Here is a 19,367-nt window from a genome sequence, read left to right as displayed (position 1 = left end):
TATCCCGTGTTCTGGTGAAACTGGGGCAGAGTCTACCCGCCCTGCCCGCTCAGGAAAAGGTTGAGATGCCAATGAAGCCCTTTGTGTATCTCAATAATCGAGACTGATATCCCCTTTCGCAGTGCAGGAACAGGCCAGAGCCACGCCGCTCTCCAGATCCTGCGCACTCAATGTCATCACGCTCTGGCGCTCGATGTCACCTGTGGTGGTGCAATGACAGCTGCCACATACCCCGGCGCGGCAAGCAGCCATCATGGTTTCGCCTGCAGCTTCTAGCGCCGCCAGCAGGGTCTGACCCGGCAGGATCTTCACCTTTTTGCCGCTCTTTTTCAGGGTCAGCCAGAAGTGGTCGCTGGTGGTTGTGGCAGGCTCTGCTGGAGGAAGGCCAAAGGACTCCTGATGCAGCTGCTCCGGCGGCAGTCCCAGCTCAGCCAGCATGCTGCTGACCGCCGCCATATAGGGAGCTGGGCCGCAGAGATAGACATGGCGTTCGCGAAGATCTGGGGCCAATTCGGCCAGCATGGCGGGAGTGAGTCGGCCAATCCAGGGGTGATCTGCTGGGGCCTGTTCCAGAATCAGGGCATGGCGTACACCGGGATGAGCTTCGGCCAATGCTGCCAAGTCATCTGCGAAGATCACATCTGCTGGCGAGCGGGCGCTATGAATAAAGCGGATATCGGCATCCGGTCGTTTGGCGAGCTCGTCCCGCAGCATGGCCCACATGGGGGTGATGCCGGAACCGGCACTGAGCAGCAGCGGTCGTTCACAAGGGAGGTTGGTCAGGTTGAAATCGCCGAACGGGCCATCAGCCCGGATCTTGTCTCCCACCTGCAAGGTCTGGTGCAGATGGCGGGAGACCCGTCCCACCTCCTTGATGGTCACTTGCCAGCAGGCATCCTGCGGGCTGGAGGAGAGGGTATAGGCGCGGCACTCCGGCTGGCCGTCGATCTCGGTGTGCAGGGTGATGCACTGGCCAGCCAGCACGGGAGGGAGGCTGCCTGTAACGGGTGCCAGCTGCCAGCTCACGACGTCGTGGGTGTTCTGTTGGCGGCCAATGCAGGTGAGCGTGAGAGAGGTCATCACAAGGCTCCTTAGGTTTGAAACAGTTTGAAAAACGTCTGGTGAAAAAGCTGGATCCAGAAAAAAGGCGAGCCGGGCGGCTCGCCAAACGCTTACAACATGAGGAGCCGATCAGGCCGCCAGGATCTCGGCCAGGTCAGCCTCGGCCGTGGTGGTCCCTTTCAGGCCAAACTGCTCCTCCAGCACCTTGAGCAGGGCCGGGGTGAGGAAGGCGGGGGCGGTCGGGCCGGTACGAATGTCCTTCACCCCGAGGGAGAGCAGGGTGAGCAGAATGACGATGGCTTTTTGCTCGAACCAGGAGAGCACCAGCGTCAGCGGCAGATCGTTGACCCCACACTCGAACGCCTCGGAGAGTGCCAGCGCCAACTGGATGGCGGAATAGGCATCGTTGCACTGACCCACGTCCAGCAGACGCGGAATGCCGCCGATGTCGCCAAAGTCGAGCTTGTTGAACTTGTATTTGCCGCAGCCCAGGGTGAGCAGCAGGCTGTCCTGCGGAGCCGCCTTGGCAAACTCGGTGAAGTAGGCGCGTTCGGCCTTGTCGCCGTCACAACCCCCCACCAGGAAGAAGTGGCTGATCTCTCCGGCTTTGACCTTATCAATCACCGCGGGTGCGGCCTGCATCAGGGCGTTGCGGGCAAAGCCGATGGTGATGAAGTGCTCGAGTTCGGTGTGCTTGAAACCTTCCAGCGCTTGCGCCTTGGTGATCACGGCGGAGAAATCATCCCCCTCCAGATGGGTCACGCCCGGCCAGCCGACGATGGAGCGGGTGAAGATGCGATCCGAGTAGTTGCCCACGTTCGGGTCGATGATGCAGTTGGAGGTCATCACCACCGCGCCCGGGAAGTTGGCAAACTCCTTCTGCTGGTTCTGCCAGGCGGAGCCGTAGTTGCCCACCAGATGGGGGTACTGCTTGAAGAAGGGGTAGGCTAGCGCGGGCAGCATCTCGCCATGGGTGTAGACGTTGATGCCTGTCCCCTTGGTCTGCTCCAGAATGAGCTTGAGATCCATCATGTCGTGGCCGGAGACCAGAATGCACTTGCCGGGGATAGGGGTGACGCGTACCTGGGTGGGTTCCGGATGGCCGAAGGCGCTGGTTTCACCCAGATCCAGCATCTCCATGATTTTGAAGTTGAGCTGACCGATCTCCATGGCGCAGTTGAACAGCCGCCCCATTTCGCTCGGGTCTGTGCTGAGCCAGCTCATGATGCGGTGGAATTCGGCGGCCACCTCGTCACTTTGCTGATCCAGCACCCGAGCGTGCTCCATGTAGGCGGCGGCGCCCTTGAGGCCGTAGAGACAGAGCAGACGCAGCCCCATGATGTCTTCATTCACCTCGTTTTTACCCCGATTGGGGGCGGCTGGTGCGGCATGGGCAAGTTGTTCCAGCAGCTCGGCACCGGGCTCGAAATAAGCGGAGTGTGGCAAGTCGTTCACCTGCACCGCCATGGCGGTCATACGATCGGCCAGCTGCTGGCGATAGGCGAGGGCCTGATTGACATAGGCCACGATGCGATTCGAGTCGAAGTTGACGTTGGTGAGGGTGGCGAAGAAGGCCTTGGGCACGAAGGCATCGATCTCGCGGTCGATGATGCCCTGCTTACGGGCGGCCAGCGCCCAGGCGCTGAGCCCCTGCAGGGTATAGATCAGTACATCCTGCAGATCCGAGGTTTCCGCCGTCTTGCCGCACATACCTTGTGCGTAGGCACAGCCGTTGCCAGCCGGGGTACGAATTGTCTGTTCACATTGCACACAAAACATCATGCCTCTCCTAATTGGACATTTCAGTTGTCTGTTTTGTGGCGATTCTATTCCTCTCGCGAAAAACTTAATAGGTATTCAATTTGCCAATTAAATTTTCATTGATGCAGATCAAAAACAAAAATAGCCGCCCAAACAGGGCGGCAAGCAGGTGGATAAAAGGAAAGACAACTCAGGTTTGCAACAGAACATAACAATCAAGCGGGTTGGACCGGGATAGAGACTCTCGGTCCAGCACTTCCTCAAACCAGCATACGTGTGTTGTAGCTGGTTTGGTTCACTATCAGGCGAGATAAGCGCACAGCATCCAGACCAGTTTTTCCTGCTGCTGCACATAGTCGGAGAGGATGGAGGCTGTGCCCTCATCACCGGTTTCGGCGGCCTGACCGAGAATACGGCGCTGGGCGACCAGCAGTTCGCGGAAGCTCTCCAGCAGGGATTCGACACAGGCGCGGCCATCGTGCAACCCCTTTTGCTCGGGGATGGCAGAAACTTTCAGGTAGTCACTGAAGCTGTGCATCGGCACTCCGTCCAGGGTCAGGATGCGCTCGGCCAGTGCATCGACTTTCAGCAGCAGGTCGTTGTAAATCTCTTCAAATTTCAGGTGCAGTTCGAAGAACTGGTTGCCACGGATATTCCAGTGGAAGCCGCGCACGTTCATGTAGAGGATCTGGTAGCTGGCCAGCAATTTGTTCAACTCGGCTGCCAGGGCTTGTGATTGAGCAGTATCAAGACCAATCGGGCTTTTCATCATTCACCTCCAGATTTGGAAATCGGTTTTAAATTCTCTTTCGGAACGCAGTCAGAGTAACGCCTTGCAAAATGCAGGGACAATTGCTTGTGCCTAACTGTTTGATAGCTAATGGCTATCAAACAGTACGCAGCAACAGGGGCAATGGATGAGTATTAGGGGAAGTATTTTTCCAGCAGCGCCATCAGGATGGCCTGACACTCGCGGTCTGGTTTGCTATCGACCTTGCTGGCGCGAAAGTGGAGCTGAAAGGCGCTCATGACGGCGCGGCTCTGCTCATCCCACTGGCCGGTTTGGGGCAGGCCATAGCCATAGCGGGCCAGCTGCTTCTGCCACATGGCCGCATCCCAATCGGTCAATGGGCTGGCCAGTAACTCAGCCACCCGACCTTCATCGGGCCAGGCGCCGACTCCGTACATCAGATAGAGCTGGTGCCAGGGGAAGTGGGGGCCGGGATCCTGCTTGCGCTCGGGGGCGACATCGCTGTGGCCCAGCACCTGGGTCGGTGGAATCTGGTAGCGGGCGACCAGCTCCCGGCTGAGGGCGCCGACGGCGGCAATCTGCTGCGGGGTATAGGGTTGCCAGCGGCGGGCATCGGGGGCCAGCGGCTGATCTTCCGCTGGATAGCCGAGGTTGACGATCTCGATGCCAAGGGAGCTGGCATTGAGCCCGGCATATTGGTGCCAGCGGCTGCGTCCGGCATGCCAGGCGCGCGCGCTGTCCGGCACCAGCTGATGGACGGTGAGCGGTGTCTGGCGGCTCTCGCGGGGGATCAGGTAGTGGGCGCTCACCTTGTGCTCCGGCTCGGTCAGCAGGCGCAAGGAATTGGCATCGTCTTCGTCGGTGTAGTGGAGGATCAGAAAGGCGATCCGCTCGTTCTGGTTGGCGCTCTGATAGCGGGTTGAGAGCTGATATTCGGACGGAGTACAACCACCCAGCAGCAGAACCACTGGCAGAAAAAAGAGGGGAAGAAGAGAGCGCCAGCGCCATCCCCCTGCCGCAGCCAGGTTGCTGAACGTGGGAGGAGTGAGTCGCTGGCACATGTCGAAGGCCCGGTCTGGTCAGCCGCGGTATTTGGCCGTGAGGCCGATCAGGAAGTTGCGCAGGATCTGATCCCCGCAATCCTGATAGTGCTTGTGATCCTTGGAGCGGAACAGGGCACTGAGCTCGGACTTGGAGAGGTTGAAGTCGGCGAGCTTGAGGGTGCCGAGCATGTCCTCTTCCTTGAAGTTGAGGCCGATGCGCAGCTTGCGCAGGATCATATTGTTGTTGATCCGGTTCGGGATCACCTGGGCCGGTGCATCTTCCCTCACGCCGCGGCGGGCGATGATGAAGCCGTCGAGGAACTGGCTCAGGGCCGAGTCGGGACAGGCGACATAGCCTGCCTCTTGCTCTTCACCTTCCGCCGCCTCTTTCATCAACCAGCTGTGCAGTTGGGCGTGAGTGACCGTCAGGTTGCCCTTGGCAAACATCTCGACCATCTCATCGTTGCTGATGGTGAGGGCGTAGCGCAGACGGCGCAGAATATCGTTGTTGGTCATGCTGACTCCTGTGTAAACGGCGCAACTTTACCATCTGGCGGCCCTCGCGTCAGAAAAAGCGGGGGCCGATACAGTTCAGGTCAAGCTCATCAAGCCTTGCCGAGATAACGGGGCGCCTCCTGGCGCACCAGATCAAGGGCATCCTGCAGCTCCAGCAGCTCGGGCTCCAGCTCGCTGACCGGCACGCCGTCGCGCAGCTGTTGCTCCAGTTGTGACAGCAGCCGCTGCAGACCGGGCACCCCCGAGTAGGCACAGCCGCCGTTGAGACGATGGAGCTGGGCCAGCACTTCGCTGTCCTCTATTTCGCCAGCCAGCGCGCTATCCAGCACAGGTTCCACCTCGTCGAAACTGGCCAGCAGCATGGTCAGCATCTCTCTGGCCAGATCCTCCTTGCCAGCCGCCTGACGCACCGCCAGTGCCCAGTCGATCTGCTGCTCGCCGACGCTCTGGTGGCGGCGATGGGCAAAGTCGGTGATGAGTCTGGCCAGCATGCTCTCGTCGATGGGCTTGGCCAGATAGTCATCCATCCCTTGCCGGATCAGCCGTTCCCGTTCGCCGGGGATGGCGTGGGCGGTCACCGCCACGATCGGGGTGGTGGTGTTGAGGGACTGGTTGCGGATCGCCTGGGTGGCACTGATGCCATCCATGATCGGCATCTGGATATCCATGAAGATGATGTCGAACGGCTGGCTCTGGGCCTGCTTGACCGCCTCCTTGCCGTTTTTGCACACCACCACCTGACTCACCATCTCCTTGAGCATGGCGGCGATCAGCTTGAGGTTGGCGGCGTTGTCGTCCACCGCCAGCACCTTGATCGGCTGCAACTGGCGCGGCGCAGGCTGAGCAGGCAGCTTCTGGCGGCTCGACTCCGGCGAGAGCAGGGCGTGCAGCAGCTTGCGGTGGTTGACCGGTTTGGAGAGACAGTGCTGGGCGCCATGGGCCAGCATCGCTTCATAGAGCGCCGGCTCGTGGCTGCTGAGCAGTACTATGGTGTTCTGCTGCTGGCCGTTCAGTTTGTCGAGACGGCCGAGCACCTGCTGCGGCGTATGCAGGGTGCTGCTGCCGATGATCACCATCTCCTGCTCGCTCATCTCGGGCCAGGGATCATCGCTGGTCAGTGGGTGCACATCGAGGTGCCACTCCGCCAGCAGGGCGAGCAGGGAGGCTTGCGCGAAGGGATCCGGCTCCAGCAGCCAGAGCCGTTTGCCACGGATCCGATCCAGCGGCAGTTGATCGGTCTGGGGCAGGGGGGAGACCTCCACATCCAGACTGAACGAGAAGATGGAGCCTTTGCCGAGCTCCGATTCAAAGCGGATCTGGCCGCCCATCTGCTGCACCAGCTTCTGGGTGATAACGAGGCCCAGGCCCGTGCCGCCATAACGGCGGGAGATGGAGGAGTCGGCCTGATTGAAGGCCTGGAACAGCTGATGTTGCTGCTCCTGGGAGATTCCGATGCCGGTATCGCGGATCTGGACGTTGAGCCTCACCTTGTGGTTGCCACTGTCGGTTTGCTCGATATGGACATCCACGTTGCCCTGTTCGGTGAACTTGATGGCGTTGCCGGTGAGGTTGGTCAGCACCTGTTGCAGACGCATGGGGTCGCCGGTGAGGTAGTCCGGCACATCGGCATCCACCCGCAGGGAGAGTTCCAGCTGCTTGTCGTGGGCGCTGGGGCCGAGCAGGTGCATGGTCTCGTTGAGGGTGTCGCGCAGGCTGAAGGGGATATGCTCCAGCTGCAACTTGCCCGCTTCCAGCTTCGAGAAGTCGAGGATGTCGTTGATGATGCCAAGCAGGTTGCGCGCCGACTTCTCGATGGTCTGCATGTAGTCGGTCTGGCTCGGGGTCAGGCTGGTTTTCAGCAGCTGGCGGGTAAAGCCGATGACCCCGTTGAGCGGGGTACGCAATTCGTGGGACATGTTGGCCAGAAACTCCGATTTGACCCGCGCCGCCTCCTGCGCCCGCTTCTTGGCCATGTCGAGTTCGACGTTCTGGATCTCGATCTGCTCCAGGGTTTCACGCAAGTCAGAGGTGGCCTGATCGATATTCTGCTGCATCTCTTCGTGATATTCGGAGAGCGCCTTGGCCATGGCGTTGATGCCGTTTTTCAGCATATCCAGCTCGCCGGTGAGCTGGCCGCTGACCCGGGTATCGAGCCGCCCCTCCCTGATCTTGTGCACCGCCTGCACCATGTTGGTGATGGGCTGGGTCACGCTCTTGACCAGCCGGAAGCCAAACAGGGTACTGAAGGCGACCCCGATGAGCACCATAATCACCGCAAAGAAGGTGTCTCGGTACTGCAGCAGCATGGCCCGATCGGTCGCCATCTGCATCGAGATGTAGCCGATCATCGGCGGCTCTACATCGCTGGGTAGTGGGAAGCCATCCAGACTGGTTTCAGCCTGGATCGGGGTGCGCAAAATGATGTCGTCCCCCTGAAACGTCACGCTGGTCAGATCCGGAATGGGCTCGCCATCGGGCAGCCTGAGCCGGGTGAAATCCCGGTGGTAGTTCGAGGTGACGAACAGCTGGTTGTCCTGGGTGAAAACCGCGATGGACTTGATGAAGGGGGAGTTCTTGCGATGGGTCAGGCCAATCAGCCGCTTGAGGGACTCTCGACTGTGCTGGGTCATCCAGTATTCACTGGCGATCGCCAGCGGTTCGATGATGTTGATCCCCTGATCAATGAGGTTGTTTTCCAGCTGCTGGTAGCGGTGGAAGGTGAAGTAACCGGCCATCAGGCCACCGATGATCAGGGTCGGCAGAATGGTGAAGGCGAGAACGCGTGCTCTCAGGCCATATTTGGTCATACGAACAGGCCACCAGTGAACAGGGTTGGCGATAGGGTTGATGGCAATACACGGGCTCTGTGGCCGTATTTGGTCATACTATTATTCTTGTGGGACAATACCCGGCAGCAGATTCCACAATCATGACATAGCCACCTATAGGCACCAAGTTTTATGGCCCAGTTTTTCAAGCCCCAAAAGAAGTCCACCCAGCTCCAACGCATTGAATTTACGATAGACACCCTCGATCACCACTGCGTCGGTATCGGTCGCCATCAGGGCAAGGCGATCTTCGTCGAAGGGGCACTGCCCGGCGAGACCGTCAAGGCACGCATCACCGAAGAGAAAAAGCAGTACGGTCACGCCGCCTTGCAACAGGTGGTGACCCCGGCGGCCAATCGTATCGCCCCCTTCTGCAGCCACTATCGCGAGTGCGGCGGTTGCAGTGCCCAGCACATGTCGGTTACCGATCAGCAAGCCGCCAAGGCGGCCGGACTGGTCAGCCTGTTCGAGCGGTTGGGCAACATCAAGGCGCCGGCGCTGGAGCCGGTACTGACCGGTGAAGATCGTGCCTACCGCCGGGTCTGTCGTCTGGCCATCAAATTTGACAAGAACGGTCGCTGCACCCGGGTTGGTTTCCGCCGTCGCAACAGCAACGATCTGGTGGAAATCGAAGGGTGCCCGGTACTGGCCGAGCCGCTCTCTGCGCTGATTGCCCCGCTGCGTGAGTGCCTCAATCGCCTCAAGAGCCAGCGCGAGCTGGGCCATGCGGAGCTTATCCAGGCCGAGCAGGGGATCATGATGCTGCTGCGCCACACCGGCCGTCCCAATGAGGCGGATCGCGCCCTGCTGGTGGAGTTTGCAAAAGCGCAGGGGATCGACCTCTATCTGCAAGCGGCCGATGATCGCATCGAAGCGCTGCAGCAACAATTTTCCCCATCCTACTCGCTGGATGGCCTGTCTCTTGCATTTGCTCCGGGTGACTTCATTCAGGTCAACGGCCCCATCAACCAGAGCATGGTTGAGCAGGCGCTGACATGGCTCGGGGCGAGCAAGGATGACAAGGTGCTCGATCTCTTCTGCGGTATCGGCAACTTCACCCTGCCGCTGGCCCGTCAGGCTCGCGAAGTGGTGGGTGTGGAAGGTGAACTGGCCATGGTGCAGCGGGCCGAAGAGAACGCCCGTCGCAACGACATCACCAATGCCCGTTTCTACAAAGCCGACCTGAGCGATGACATCGTCGGCATGTCTTGGGCGCGGGAAGGGTTTGATCTGGTGCTGCTGGATCCGGCTCGCCCCGGCGCACTGGAAGTGATGGGACACGTCGTGAAACTTTCACCCAAGCGGGTGGTCTACGTCTCCTGTAACCCGGTCACCCTGGCGCGGGACAGTCAGGTGCTGGTGAAAGGGGGTTACCGTCTGGTGCGCCTCGGCATGCTCGACATGTTCCCTCACACCGGTCATCTGGAGTCCATGGCGCTGTTTGAACGGGAGTAAATGACTCATCAGTTCGGCGATGCCGGATAGGTCATCCGGCATGTTCGTTACTCTTTGAGCAGGTGTGTATATGAAGTAATCCTGCTCATCGGTACGGCGATGCGGATATGTAATCTGGCATGTCTGCGGCTGTTTGAGCTGATGTGATTGGGGTAATCTAGAACCTCGTCGTTCGGCAGGGCCTGTTGGCGCGCTCTATTGTCTTTCTGGACAATATGCCTTGAAAAGTGCGCTGGATATCCCCATTTGAGGCAATCTCATGAGGGGGGAAAGTGACAGCTTTCGGCCCGATAATTTAAAGGATTGATACCATGGTTGCGGTTCGCGATATTCATTTGAAAGACAACTTCACCCTGGAAGAGTGGGTCAGCTCGCTCTCCTTGAGTGACAGTGAAAAGGATCAGCTGCGAACCGTCTACCAGTATTGTCTGACGCTCGGTGACGAGGCGCTGACCAGCAAGCTGCTGGTGCGCGGCATCGAAATGGTGGGTATCCTGCAGATGCTCAGCATGGATATCGGTACCCTCAAGGCCGCCATCATCTACCCCTTCGTCGAAGCCGGTCTCATCAGCCAGGAGCGGATGGACGAGGATTTCGGCTCCAAGATCGCCAAGCTGGTGGAAGGGGTGCTGGAGATGGAGGCCATCCGCTCCCTGCAGACCCTCCATCGCAGCGAAACCTCGCCGGAGCAGGTCGACAACGTGCGCCGCATGTTGCTTGCCATGGTCGAGGATGTGCGCGCCGTGGTCATCAAGCTGGCGGAGCGGATCGCCTGCCTGCGGGAAGCGAAGACGGCAGATGAAGAGACCCGGGTGCTGATGGCCCAGGAGATCACCAACATCTATGCACCGCTCGCCAACCGTCTGGGCATCGGCCAGCTCAAGTGGGAGCTGGAAGATCTCGCCTTCCGTTACCTGCACCCGGATACCTACAAACAGATCGCCAAGCAGCTCGACGAGAAGCGGCTCGACCGCGAGCGCTACATCCGCGAGTTTGTGCAATCCCTGCGTAATGGGTTGAAAGAGGCGGGAGTTGACGCCGAGGTGTACGGTCGGCCGAAACACATCTACAGCATCTGGCGCAAGATGCAGAAGAAGCACCTCGAATTCAACGAGTTGTTCGACGTGCGCGCGGTGCGGGTAGTGACCAAGCGGCTGCAGGATTGCTATGCGGCGCTCGGCATCGTGCATACCCAGTTCCACCACATTCCTCGCGAGTTTGACGACTATGTCGCCAACCCCAAACCCAACGGCTATCAGTCGATCCACACCGTAGTGGTGGGGCCGGAGGGCAAGACTGTCGAGATCCAGATCCGTACCGACCAGATGCATCAGGATGCCGAACTCGGCGTCGCGGCGCACTGGCGCTACAAGGAAGGGGCACAGGCTGGCGGCAAGGCCAACACCTTCGAAGACAAGATCGAGTGGCTGCGCAAGCTGCTCGCCTGGCAGGAAGATCTCTCCGAGAGCGGCTCCCTGCTGGAAGATCTGCGCAGTCAGGTGTTCGAGGACAGAGTCTACGTATTTACCCCGAAAGGGGATGTCATCGACCTGCCAGCTGGCGCCACCCCGCTCGATTTTGCCTATCACGTCCACAGCATGATCGGTCACCGCTGCATCGGCGCCAAGATTGACGGCCGCATCGTGCCGTTCACCTATGCGCTGCAGACCGGCGATCAGGTGGAGGTGATCACCCAGAAAGAGCCGAACCCGAGCCGCGACTGGATGAACCCCAACGCCGGCTTCCTGCGCTCCAGCCGGGCGCGGGCCAAGGTGGCGACCTGGTTCAGAAAACTGGATCGGGACAAGAATATCGTGGCCGGTCGCGAGCTGTTCGAGAAGGAGCTGGATCGCCACAACCTCAGCATGTCCAAGATCGACAAGGGCAACATGCTGCGCCGCTTCAATCTGGAGAGCACCGACGATCTGCTAGCCGGTATCGGCAGCGGCGATATCCGCATCAACCAGGTGCTCAACTATCTCGACACCTGCTACAACAAGCCGACGGCGGAAGAGGAAGATCGCCGCCTGCTGGAGAAGCTGGAGCAGAAGGCCAATGCGCCGATGCGCCACAAGCCCAAAGACCACATAGTGGTGGAAGGGGTCGGCAACCTGATGACCCATATTGCCCGCTGCTGCCAGCCGATCCCTGGGGACTCCATTCAGGGCTTTATCACCATGGGGCGCGGCGTTTCGATCCACCGGGAAGATTGCGAGCAGTTGAAAGAGCTGTCACGTCGCAACCCGGAGCGGCTGATCGATGCGGTGTGGGGGGAGAACTACTCCGGCGGCTATGGCCTCACCATCCGGATCATCTCCAACGATCGCTCCGGCCTGCTGCGCGATATCACTACCGTGCTGGCCAACGAGAAGATCAATGTGATGGGGGTGCGCTCACGCTCCAATGTGCGCGAACAGACCGCCGAGATCGACATGGAGCTGGAAATTTACAACATCAACGCCTTCAACCGGGCGTTGGCCAAGCTCAGTCAGCTTAACGACGTGATCAGCGCCAAACGGCTTTGATATCGAACCGACCGGCCCCAGTGGCCGGTCTGCATTTACGACCCTTTTTGAACGAATCGAAAGCGAATATCCCATGTCCCAACGTTACGATCTGCCCCAACTGCTCGACATCATGGCTCGTTTGCGTGATCCGCAAAACGGCTGTCCCTGGGATCTGAAACAGGACTTCCAGACCATAGTGCTGCACACCCTGGAAGAGGCCTACGAGGTGGCCGATGCCATCGAGACCGAAGATTGGCAGGGGCTGAAAGGGGAGTTGGGCGACCTGCTGTTTCAGGTGGTGTTTTACGCCCAGCTGGGTAAAGAGCGGGGCTTGTTCGACTTTGCCGATATCGTCGATACGGTGAGTGAAAAGCTCATTCGCCGTCATCCCCACGTTTTTTCCGATGCAGATCTCTCCAACGAGCAGGCGGTAAAAGCGAACTGGGAGGCGGAAAAGGCCAAAGAGCGGGCGGCCCTCGACAAAGAGAGCGTGCTGGACGATATCCCACAGGCGCTGCCTGCCCTGACTCGCGCCGCCAAAATTCAGAAACGCTGCGCCACTGTCGGTTTTGACTGGAAGACGCTGGGGCCTGTGGTGGACAAGATCCACGAAGAGATCGACGAGGTGATGGAAGAGGCATTGATGGCCGATGTGGACGAGGCGAGGGTGAGCGACGAGCTCGGCGACCTGCTGTTTGCCACCGTCAATCTGGTGCGTCATCTGGGCAAGGATCCGGAGCAGGTGCTGCGCGGTGCCAACGCCAAGTTCGAACGTCGTTTTCGTCAGGTTGAGCAGATAATCGCCGCAGAAGGCTTGAAAATGACCGATTGCACCCTCGAAAAGCTGGATGCCGCCTGGGATAAGGCGAAGGAAACCGAGCAAAGTTGATTTGGCGCAAGATGGGGGGGCGGTGAGCCTGATAGATTTTTGCTCATTGTTTGGGAGAGGGGTTTTTGGTATACTGTTTCCCCGTCCTGCTTCATCCCCGAAGCACCCCTTAAAATTCCCTAAACTTCTTTCAGGTTCAGCATGACGACCAAATATATTTTTGTTACTGGTGGCGTTGTTTCATCCCTCGGCAAAGGCATTGCCGCAGCTTCTCTGGCAGCCATTCTGGAAGCCCGTGGTCTGGATGTGACCATCATGAAACTGGACCCCTACATCAACGTGGATCCGGGCACCATGAGCCCGACCCAGCATGGTGAAGTGTTCGTAACCGAGGACGGGGCCGAAACCGATCTGGATTTGGGCCACTACGAGCGTTTCATCCGCACCAAGATGACCCGTCGCAACAACTTTACCACCGGCCGTATCTACGCCGACGTACTGCGTAAAGAGCGTCGTGGTGACTATCTGGGCGCCACCATTCAGGTTATCCCGCACATCACCAACGCCATCAAAGAGCGGGTGATTGCCGGTGCCGAAGGCCATCAGGTTGCCATCGTCGAAGTGGGCGGTACCGTAGGTGACATCGAGTCCCTGCCGTTCCTCGAAGCCATTCGTCAGCTGGCTGCCGAAGTGGGCCGCAACAACGCCATGTTCATGCACCTGACGCTGGTTCCTTACCTGGCTGCTGCCGGTGAAGTGAAGACCAAGCCGACCCAGCACTCCGTTAAAGAGCTGCTCTCCATCGGTATCCAGCCGGATGTGCTGATCTGCCGCTCCGACCGTGCCATTCCGGCCAACGAGCGCGCCAAGATTGCCCTGTTCTGCAACGTGCCCGAGCGCGCCGTCATCTCCATGAAAGACGTCGACTCCATCTACAAGATCCCGGCACTGCTGAAATCCCAGAACCTGGACTCCTACTTCACCGAGCGTTTCGGTCTGGAGTGCAAAGAAGCTGATTTGTCCGAGTGGGAACAGGTTATCTACGAAGAGGCCAACCCGACTGGTGAAGTGACCATCGGTATGGTCGGCAAGTACGTCTCCCTGCCGGACGCCTACAAGTCCGTCAACGAGGCGCTCAAGCACGGTGGTCTCAAGACCCGTCACTCCGTCAACATCAAGTACATCGACTCTCAGGATATCGAGACTCGTGGCGCCGAGCTGCTGGAAGGTCTGGACGCGATCCTGGTGCCGGGTGGCTTCGGTGAGCGCGGTGTGGAAGGCAAAATTCTGGCTGCCCAGTATGCCCGCGAGAACAAGATCCCCTACCTGGGTATCTGCCTCGGCATGCAGGTTGCCATGATCGAATTCGCTCGCAACGTAGCGGGTATGGAAGGGGCTCACTCCTCCGAATTCAAGAAAGATTGCGCGTATCCGGTCGTCGGCCTCATCACCGAGTGGGTGGATGAAGAGGGCAACGTCGAGACCCGTACCGAGAAGTCCGATCTGGGCGGTACCATGCGTCTGGGTTCCCAGCTCTGCCACCTGGTCGAAGATTCCAAAGTGCGTCAGATGTACGGCAGCCCGACCATTTACGAGCGTCACCGTCACCGTTACGAAGTAAACAACAAGCTGCTGCCGCAGATTGAAGCGGCAGGTCTGAAAGTGACCGGTCTCTCCGCCGACAAGAAGTTGGTGGAAATCATCGAGATCCCGGATCACCCCTGGTTCGTGGCTGCGCAGTTCCACCCGGAGTTCACCTCTACTCCTCGTGATGGCCACGCTCTGTTCGCCGGTTTTGTGAAGGCGGCAGGCGAGTATCAGAAGCGTAATTTGAAGTAATTGAAAATAAATGCGGTTGGGGCACTGTGCCACAGCCGCTTTTTTTGGCATATTTTTGTTGTTTTTTTACGAAACCTGAGGAAATACACATGTCCAAGATCGTTAAAGTGATCGGTCGTGAAATCATCGACTCCCGTGGTAACCCGACCGTTGAGGCCGAAGTTCACCTGGAAGGTGGTTTTGTTGGTATGGCAGCCGCTCCGTCTGGCGCGTCCACCGGTTCCCGCGAAGCGCTGGAACTGCGTGACGGCGACAAGAGCCGTTTCCTGGGTAAAGGCGTGCTGAAAGCCATCGAAGCCGTAAACGGCCCGATCGCTCAAGCTCTGCTGGGTAAAGATGCCAAGGACCAGGCCACTGTCGACCAGATCATGATCGACCTCGACGGTACCGAGAACAAATCCAAGTTCGGCGCCAACGCCATCCTGGCTGTTTCCCTGGCTAACGCCAAAGCTGCCGCTGCTGCCAAAGGCATGCCGCTGTACGCCCACATCGCCGAGCTGAACGGCACCCCGGGTGTTTACTCCATGCCGCTGCCGATGATGAACATCATCAACGGTGGTGAGCACGCCGACAACAACGTCGACATCCAGGAGTTCATGATCCAGCCGGTTGGCGCCAAGACCCTGAAAGAAGCCGTTCGCATGGGCGCAGAAGTGTTCCACAACCTGGCCAAAGTGCTGAAGTCCAAGGGCTACAACACTGCAGTTGGTGACGAAGGTGGTTTCGCTCCGAACCTGAAATCCAACGCCGAAGCGCTGGAAGTTATCGCTGAAGCCGTTGCCGCGGCCGGTTACAAACTGGGCACCGACATCACCCTGGCTATGGACTGCGCTGCTTCCGAGTTCTACGACGCAGAGAAGAAAGAGTACAACCTGAAAGGCGAAGGTCGTGTCTTCACCTCCAACGGTTTCTCCGACTTCCTGGCTGACCTGACCACCAAGTTCCCGATCGTCTCCATCGAAGATGGCCTGGACGAATCTGACTGGGAAGGTTTCGCCTACCAGACTGCTGAACTGGGCAAGAAAATCCAGATCGTGGGTGACGACCTGTTCGTAACCAACACCAAGATCCTGAAGCGCGGTATCGACAACGGCATCGCCAACTCCATCCTGATCAAGTTCAACCAGATCGGTTCCCTGACCGAAACTCTGGCTGCCATCAAGATGGCCAAAGACGCTGGCTACACTGCCGTCATCTCCCACCGCTCCGGTGAGACCGAAGACGCGACCATCGCCGACCTGGCTGTTGGTACCGCTGCTGGCCAGATCAAGACCGGTTCCATGAGCCGTTCTGACCGTGTTGCCAAGTACAACCAGCTGATCCGTATCGAAGAAGCTCTGGGTGCCAAAGCTCCTTTCCGCGGTCTGAAAGAAGTTAAAAACCAGGCTTAATTTGCTGGTTTGCCAGCCTCGGCTGGAATGAAAAAAACCGGAACCCTTGGGTTCCGGTTTTTTTATGCCTGCTCCTTGCTGCAACGCCCTGAGAGGCGAGGGCGTTGTGCCTCTGGTGTCGGGTCAGATAAAGGGGAGCATGCGCTGATAGCGCCCTGCATGCGCCTTGAAGCCCAGTTTTTCAAACAGGGCGATAGAGCGGACGTTATCTGCATCGATATCTGCGGTGAGGCAGGTGACTCCCAACGTGTTGGCGTGGGCGAACAGCAATCCCAGCGCTTCCGACATAAACCCTCTGTGCCAATAAGCCGCATTGAGCAGGCAACCTACCTCGCAGCTGTGGCCCGCCTCGCTGAAACTGTGCAGCCCGCAGGTGCCGATCACCTTATTGCTCTTCCGCTCGACAATCGCCCACTCCAGCGACTCACCCGTTTGCTCCAGCCGCACTACGCTCGCCATCATCTGCGCCACCATGGCGGGAGAGGTAAAGCAGGGATCAGAGGCAAACTCCATGGTCAGCGGATTGCCATAAATCTCGAACAGATCGGCGGCATCCTGCGGGCCAATGGTGCGCAGTACAATCCGAGTGCCGGTTAAGTCAGGCTTCATTTATCTCCTTGGAGGGTGTTACGCAAGCAAAGCTACAGGTGGATAAAATGACCGTATAAAAGTCGGTCTCAAAGAAAACTGGTACTATCAAGAAATATTGTTTTCGCGAATGTCCGATTACGCTTCGCTAATCGAACCTACGGGCTAAACACAACTCATAGTAAATATGCCATGCGTTGCGGGTCACTCTTAAACTGGTTATTATTAATTTTATGTGTATTGTTCTATTATTTGCCTGATTTTTTGAGCTGCTAAGATAATTTGGAACGTAGTTAATCCAGAGAGGAGGATTGAGCTCAATAGTATTGAGCCTAACATTAACTCACTCAAATCAGATATGAAGAACCAAATTGTTAAACTAGCGGTGCAACACAGTATACAAATTAAGTAAGATGCTATTATACGATCAGAGATCTTATGGAATGAGATCCATTCGTAAAGTTTCTTGTTGGACATATTTTCTAATGGTGCATTAACTTTTTGAGCCACTTGAAAGGTCACTCCAGTAAAGATGACTGGAAGTGAGGGGATAAACTTCCAGAGTTCAGCATTACTTTTAAGTTTTCCTCCTATAAGTATAAACACCTCCGGATAACTATATGTAATTGCAGCAGTTATGAGAATAACAACAAACTCCGGTGATATAATAGTAAAGCGTAAAATATCTATAATTCTATTCATTAGTGACCCAAATGCCTTTTTTCTTTGATTTCATCAAATATTCCAAGAGCTTTGCGATAGAGGGCATCTGGCTCTGGGTTTTTATCGAAGGAAAAATTTTTTACAGTCTCGGATGTTTTAATGGTTATAACTTCATTGTCTCTTTTCCCCTTAACTGTTCCATGACCATAGCCATCAGCTGCCATCAGTATCGCAGCGTCACCGATCGGAAGAGGCTCTTCTGATACATATTGTTTATCTGCTGTCTGGTTTGCCGCTTTTTCAATGTGATATGGCAGATCTGTATTTAGCGGCTCACTTTCTGGAGCATCTTCGACGATAGTCATACGGTCAGTATTTCGCTTGATTAGGTAGTCCTTTAGCTCAGCCCAAAGGCAGCCAAACATTGGATTTGGAGGAGATATTTTTGCATTAACATGATAGATACCATCCAATGATGACACTTTTGCAGCAAAAGAACGTAAGTCTGAGACCAACTCAATGTCACAATCAACGAAAAAACGTTGATGAGTTTCTTCGATAATAGAACAGAAACGATTAACAAAAGCTTTTTGTTCTATGTGGTTATAGACATTAAGAAACGCAATGCCTGAATGGGATGGTATATATACAAAGGGGCTAGAAGCAACTTTCAAGTTAGGTTCAATTTGTGTTTCTTCTGTTCTTCGATGAGTATCTACCACAGTTACCTCACCTAACGGCTTGTATTTGCTTAGGCGACCAAAAATATAATGCTCCCCGTTGTATTTAACTTCTTGGACGTCAATGAATGTCCAAGATGAATCTCTATAAGATACGGAAACCGGCTCTTTGATTGCATTCATTAATTTTTCTTGATCGAGAGTGCCAAGTTTCAATACTCGACCTAAATAATATGTTCCTGAGCTTGCCACTCATGACTCCTTTAAAAATGTATAATGCCCGTCTAAGGGGCTGACAACACATAACACCAAACACAACAACCGTCACAACTGCGGCTCATTGGGACTGGAACGCCGTGCGTTGGCTGTCCCTCTTGAAGTGCTTGTTAGCACTTTAACTTCCGGCGAGTAAAGAGAACAAATTTTTGGTGTAACTCATGACACTCTTTTGCCATTTCATTAAGCTCTCGGAGTTGTTTATCAACATGTGCTGGATAATCCCAAGCTCCCCTATAGGCGTCTGGGACACATGAAAACAAAGGGCCACCATTCAAGTCGTATGAACTCAAAGCTAGTTGATGAACAAATGAATGACACTTTTTCCATAGTTCGGAACGTTTTGCTTCGATCTCTTCGTTCAAAAAGTGATGCTCCACATTGTTCCACTGATCAACAAATTTATTAATGTCTCTCAAGCTATTGTCATGATAAGAGTCACCTAAATCATGATCTCTTAAAAATGGAACTGAGTATCCATCCGATGGAAAATCGGTTAGAAACCGGTTGAATAAATCTACATCAACTTGCCTGAGTTGCTTACTGTCTTCGAGAGCAAACTCTGATGATTTGTATACAAAAAATTTATTTACCAAATTGTGGATTAATGCGAATACAATCAAACCTAACCCAGCAAGCGGCTCGACAGAACTTGATTGTAATTCTGCAAGAGTGAAATACTCCCCACCATTTAGATTGAATGTATCTACTAAGAAATTATAGAAAATTTCTTTAAACGCTGTTGGTGTTGCTAACACAGTGCCACCAAGGGTTGCCACGAACCACGTCAGTTTGTTGGTGAAATCCGGAAACAACCAATGATTTGTAGCTTTTTCGACAATGTTTTTTATTTCTTTTTTTGTGAACACCTAACTTATATCTCCTCTTGAGTGCTAACAGTGATTAGATGGAAGGCGGTACTAATCCGTTAGCAGAGAATTCCATATAACTCCGTAGCATCTTCACCGCCGTCGAGTTAAAAGTATCATTACATCATAATGTTACCAGCTTACTTTTCGTAATAGGTGTATTCGCTTGATTTCCTCTTTTTTCGCCACCGTTACTGCTGTGTGAAAAAACAGTGTTCAGAGCACTCTTGGAAAGCGCCGCCAAATCACGCTTGCGTGAACAGCTTAGAAATGAACATAAGGCTGTCACCATGTTGAGTCGGTCGTGGT

14 protein-coding genes are annotated in these 19,367 nt (G+C 56.0%); 5 read left to right on the top strand and 9 right to left on the bottom strand.

The window, feature by feature from the left end; translation table 11 throughout:
* Positions 1–90 precede the first annotated feature (90 nt).
* The 6 genes from ACTG2J_RS17300 to barA form a co-directional block, all read right to left on the bottom strand.
* Positions 91–1,080, bottom strand: coding sequence for an FAD-binding oxidoreductase (locus ACTG2J_RS17300; protein ID WP_439997711.1), 990 nt, complete (start codon positions 1,078–1,080; stop codon positions 91–93).
* A 111-nt stretch (positions 1,081–1,191) separates the two neighbouring features.
* Complete coding sequence (hcp, locus tag ACTG2J_RS17295) at positions 1,192–2,841, bottom strand: hydroxylamine reductase (protein ID WP_439997924.1); 1,650 nt, start codon at positions 2,839–2,841, stop codon at positions 1,192–1,194.
* A 283-nt stretch (positions 2,842–3,124) separates the two neighbouring features.
* Positions 3,125–3,592 carry a Dps family protein gene (locus ACTG2J_RS17290; RefSeq protein WP_439997923.1) on the bottom strand — a complete coding sequence of 156 codons (468 nt, stop codon included), beginning with the start codon at positions 3,590–3,592 and terminating at the stop codon, positions 3,125–3,127.
* Between the two features lie 155 nt (positions 3,593–3,747).
* Positions 3,748–4,635 (bottom strand): N-acetylmuramoyl-L-alanine amidase, encoded by an 888-nt coding sequence (locus tag ACTG2J_RS17285; RefSeq protein WP_439997709.1) that lies wholly within the window; start codon positions 4,633–4,635, stop codon positions 3,748–3,750.
* Between the two features lie 18 nt (positions 4,636–4,653).
* On the bottom strand, positions 4,654–5,133 hold the full coding sequence (locus ACTG2J_RS17280; RefSeq protein WP_206901159.1) for a DUF1456 family protein: 480 nt from the start codon (positions 5,131–5,133) through the stop codon (positions 4,654–4,656).
* An 89-nt stretch (positions 5,134–5,222) separates the two neighbouring features.
* Positions 5,223–7,940: a two-component sensor histidine kinase BarA gene (gene barA / locus ACTG2J_RS17275; RefSeq protein WP_439997708.1), complete on the bottom strand. Its 2,718-nt coding sequence runs from the start codon at positions 7,938–7,940 to the stop codon at positions 5,223–5,225.
* A 153-nt stretch (positions 7,941–8,093) separates the two neighbouring features.
* Between barA and rlmD the strand changes: the two genes are divergently transcribed.
* From rlmD to eno, 5 genes are all read left to right on the top strand, one after another.
* Entirely contained in the window at positions 8,094–9,416 is a 1,323-nt protein-coding gene (rlmD, locus tag ACTG2J_RS17270; RefSeq protein ID WP_113739781.1) for a 23S rRNA (uracil(1939)-C(5))-methyltransferase RlmD, read from the top strand.
* Positions 9,417–9,727: 311 nt separating this feature from the next.
* Positions 9,728–11,941, top strand: a complete 2,214-nt coding sequence (gene relA / locus ACTG2J_RS17265; RefSeq protein WP_005335588.1) for a GTP diphosphokinase — start codon at positions 9,728–9,730, stop codon at positions 11,939–11,941.
* Between the two features lie 73 nt (positions 11,942–12,014).
* Positions 12,015–12,812, top strand: a complete 798-nt coding sequence (gene mazG / locus ACTG2J_RS17260) for a nucleoside triphosphate pyrophosphohydrolase (protein WP_439997707.1) — start codon at positions 12,015–12,017, stop codon at positions 12,810–12,812.
* A 141-nt stretch (positions 12,813–12,953) separates the two neighbouring features.
* Positions 12,954–14,591, top strand: a complete 1,638-nt coding sequence (gene pyrG, locus ACTG2J_RS17255) for a glutamine hydrolyzing CTP synthase (protein WP_005335584.1) — start codon at positions 12,954–12,956, stop codon at positions 14,589–14,591.
* An 89-nt stretch (positions 14,592–14,680) separates the two neighbouring features.
* Positions 14,681–15,982: a phosphopyruvate hydratase gene (gene eno / locus ACTG2J_RS17250; protein WP_005335583.1), complete on the top strand. Its 1,302-nt coding sequence runs from the start codon at positions 14,681–14,683 to the stop codon at positions 15,980–15,982.
* Positions 15,983–16,105: 123 nt separating this feature from the next.
* Here the strand turns inward: eno and ACTG2J_RS17245 are convergent, their stop codons facing one another.
* The 3 genes from ACTG2J_RS17245 to ACTG2J_RS17235 form a co-directional block, all read right to left on the bottom strand.
* Positions 16,106–16,591 (bottom strand): GNAT family N-acetyltransferase, encoded by a 486-nt coding sequence (locus tag ACTG2J_RS17245; RefSeq protein WP_088868522.1) that lies wholly within the window; start codon positions 16,589–16,591, stop codon positions 16,106–16,108.
* A 680-nt stretch (positions 16,592–17,271) separates the two neighbouring features.
* Complete coding sequence (locus ACTG2J_RS17240) at positions 17,272–18,165, bottom strand: hypothetical protein (RefSeq protein ID WP_204787757.1); 894 nt, start codon at positions 18,163–18,165, stop codon at positions 17,272–17,274.
* A 134-nt stretch (positions 18,166–18,299) separates the two neighbouring features.
* A complete protein-coding gene (locus tag ACTG2J_RS17235; RefSeq protein ID WP_088868525.1) occupies positions 18,300–19,058 on the bottom strand; it encodes a hypothetical protein in 759 nt (252 codons plus the stop codon).
* Positions 19,059–19,367: the final 309 nt, after the last annotated feature.

Origin of the sequence: Aeromonas sp. 6P (assembly GCF_051919525.1) — a bacterium.
In the GTDB taxonomy this organism is placed as follows: Bacteria; Pseudomonadota; Gammaproteobacteria; order Enterobacterales; family Aeromonadaceae; genus Aeromonas; species Aeromonas veronii.
Note: the sequence above shows the minus strand (reverse complement) of the source record. Positions and strands in the feature narration are given on the sequence as shown.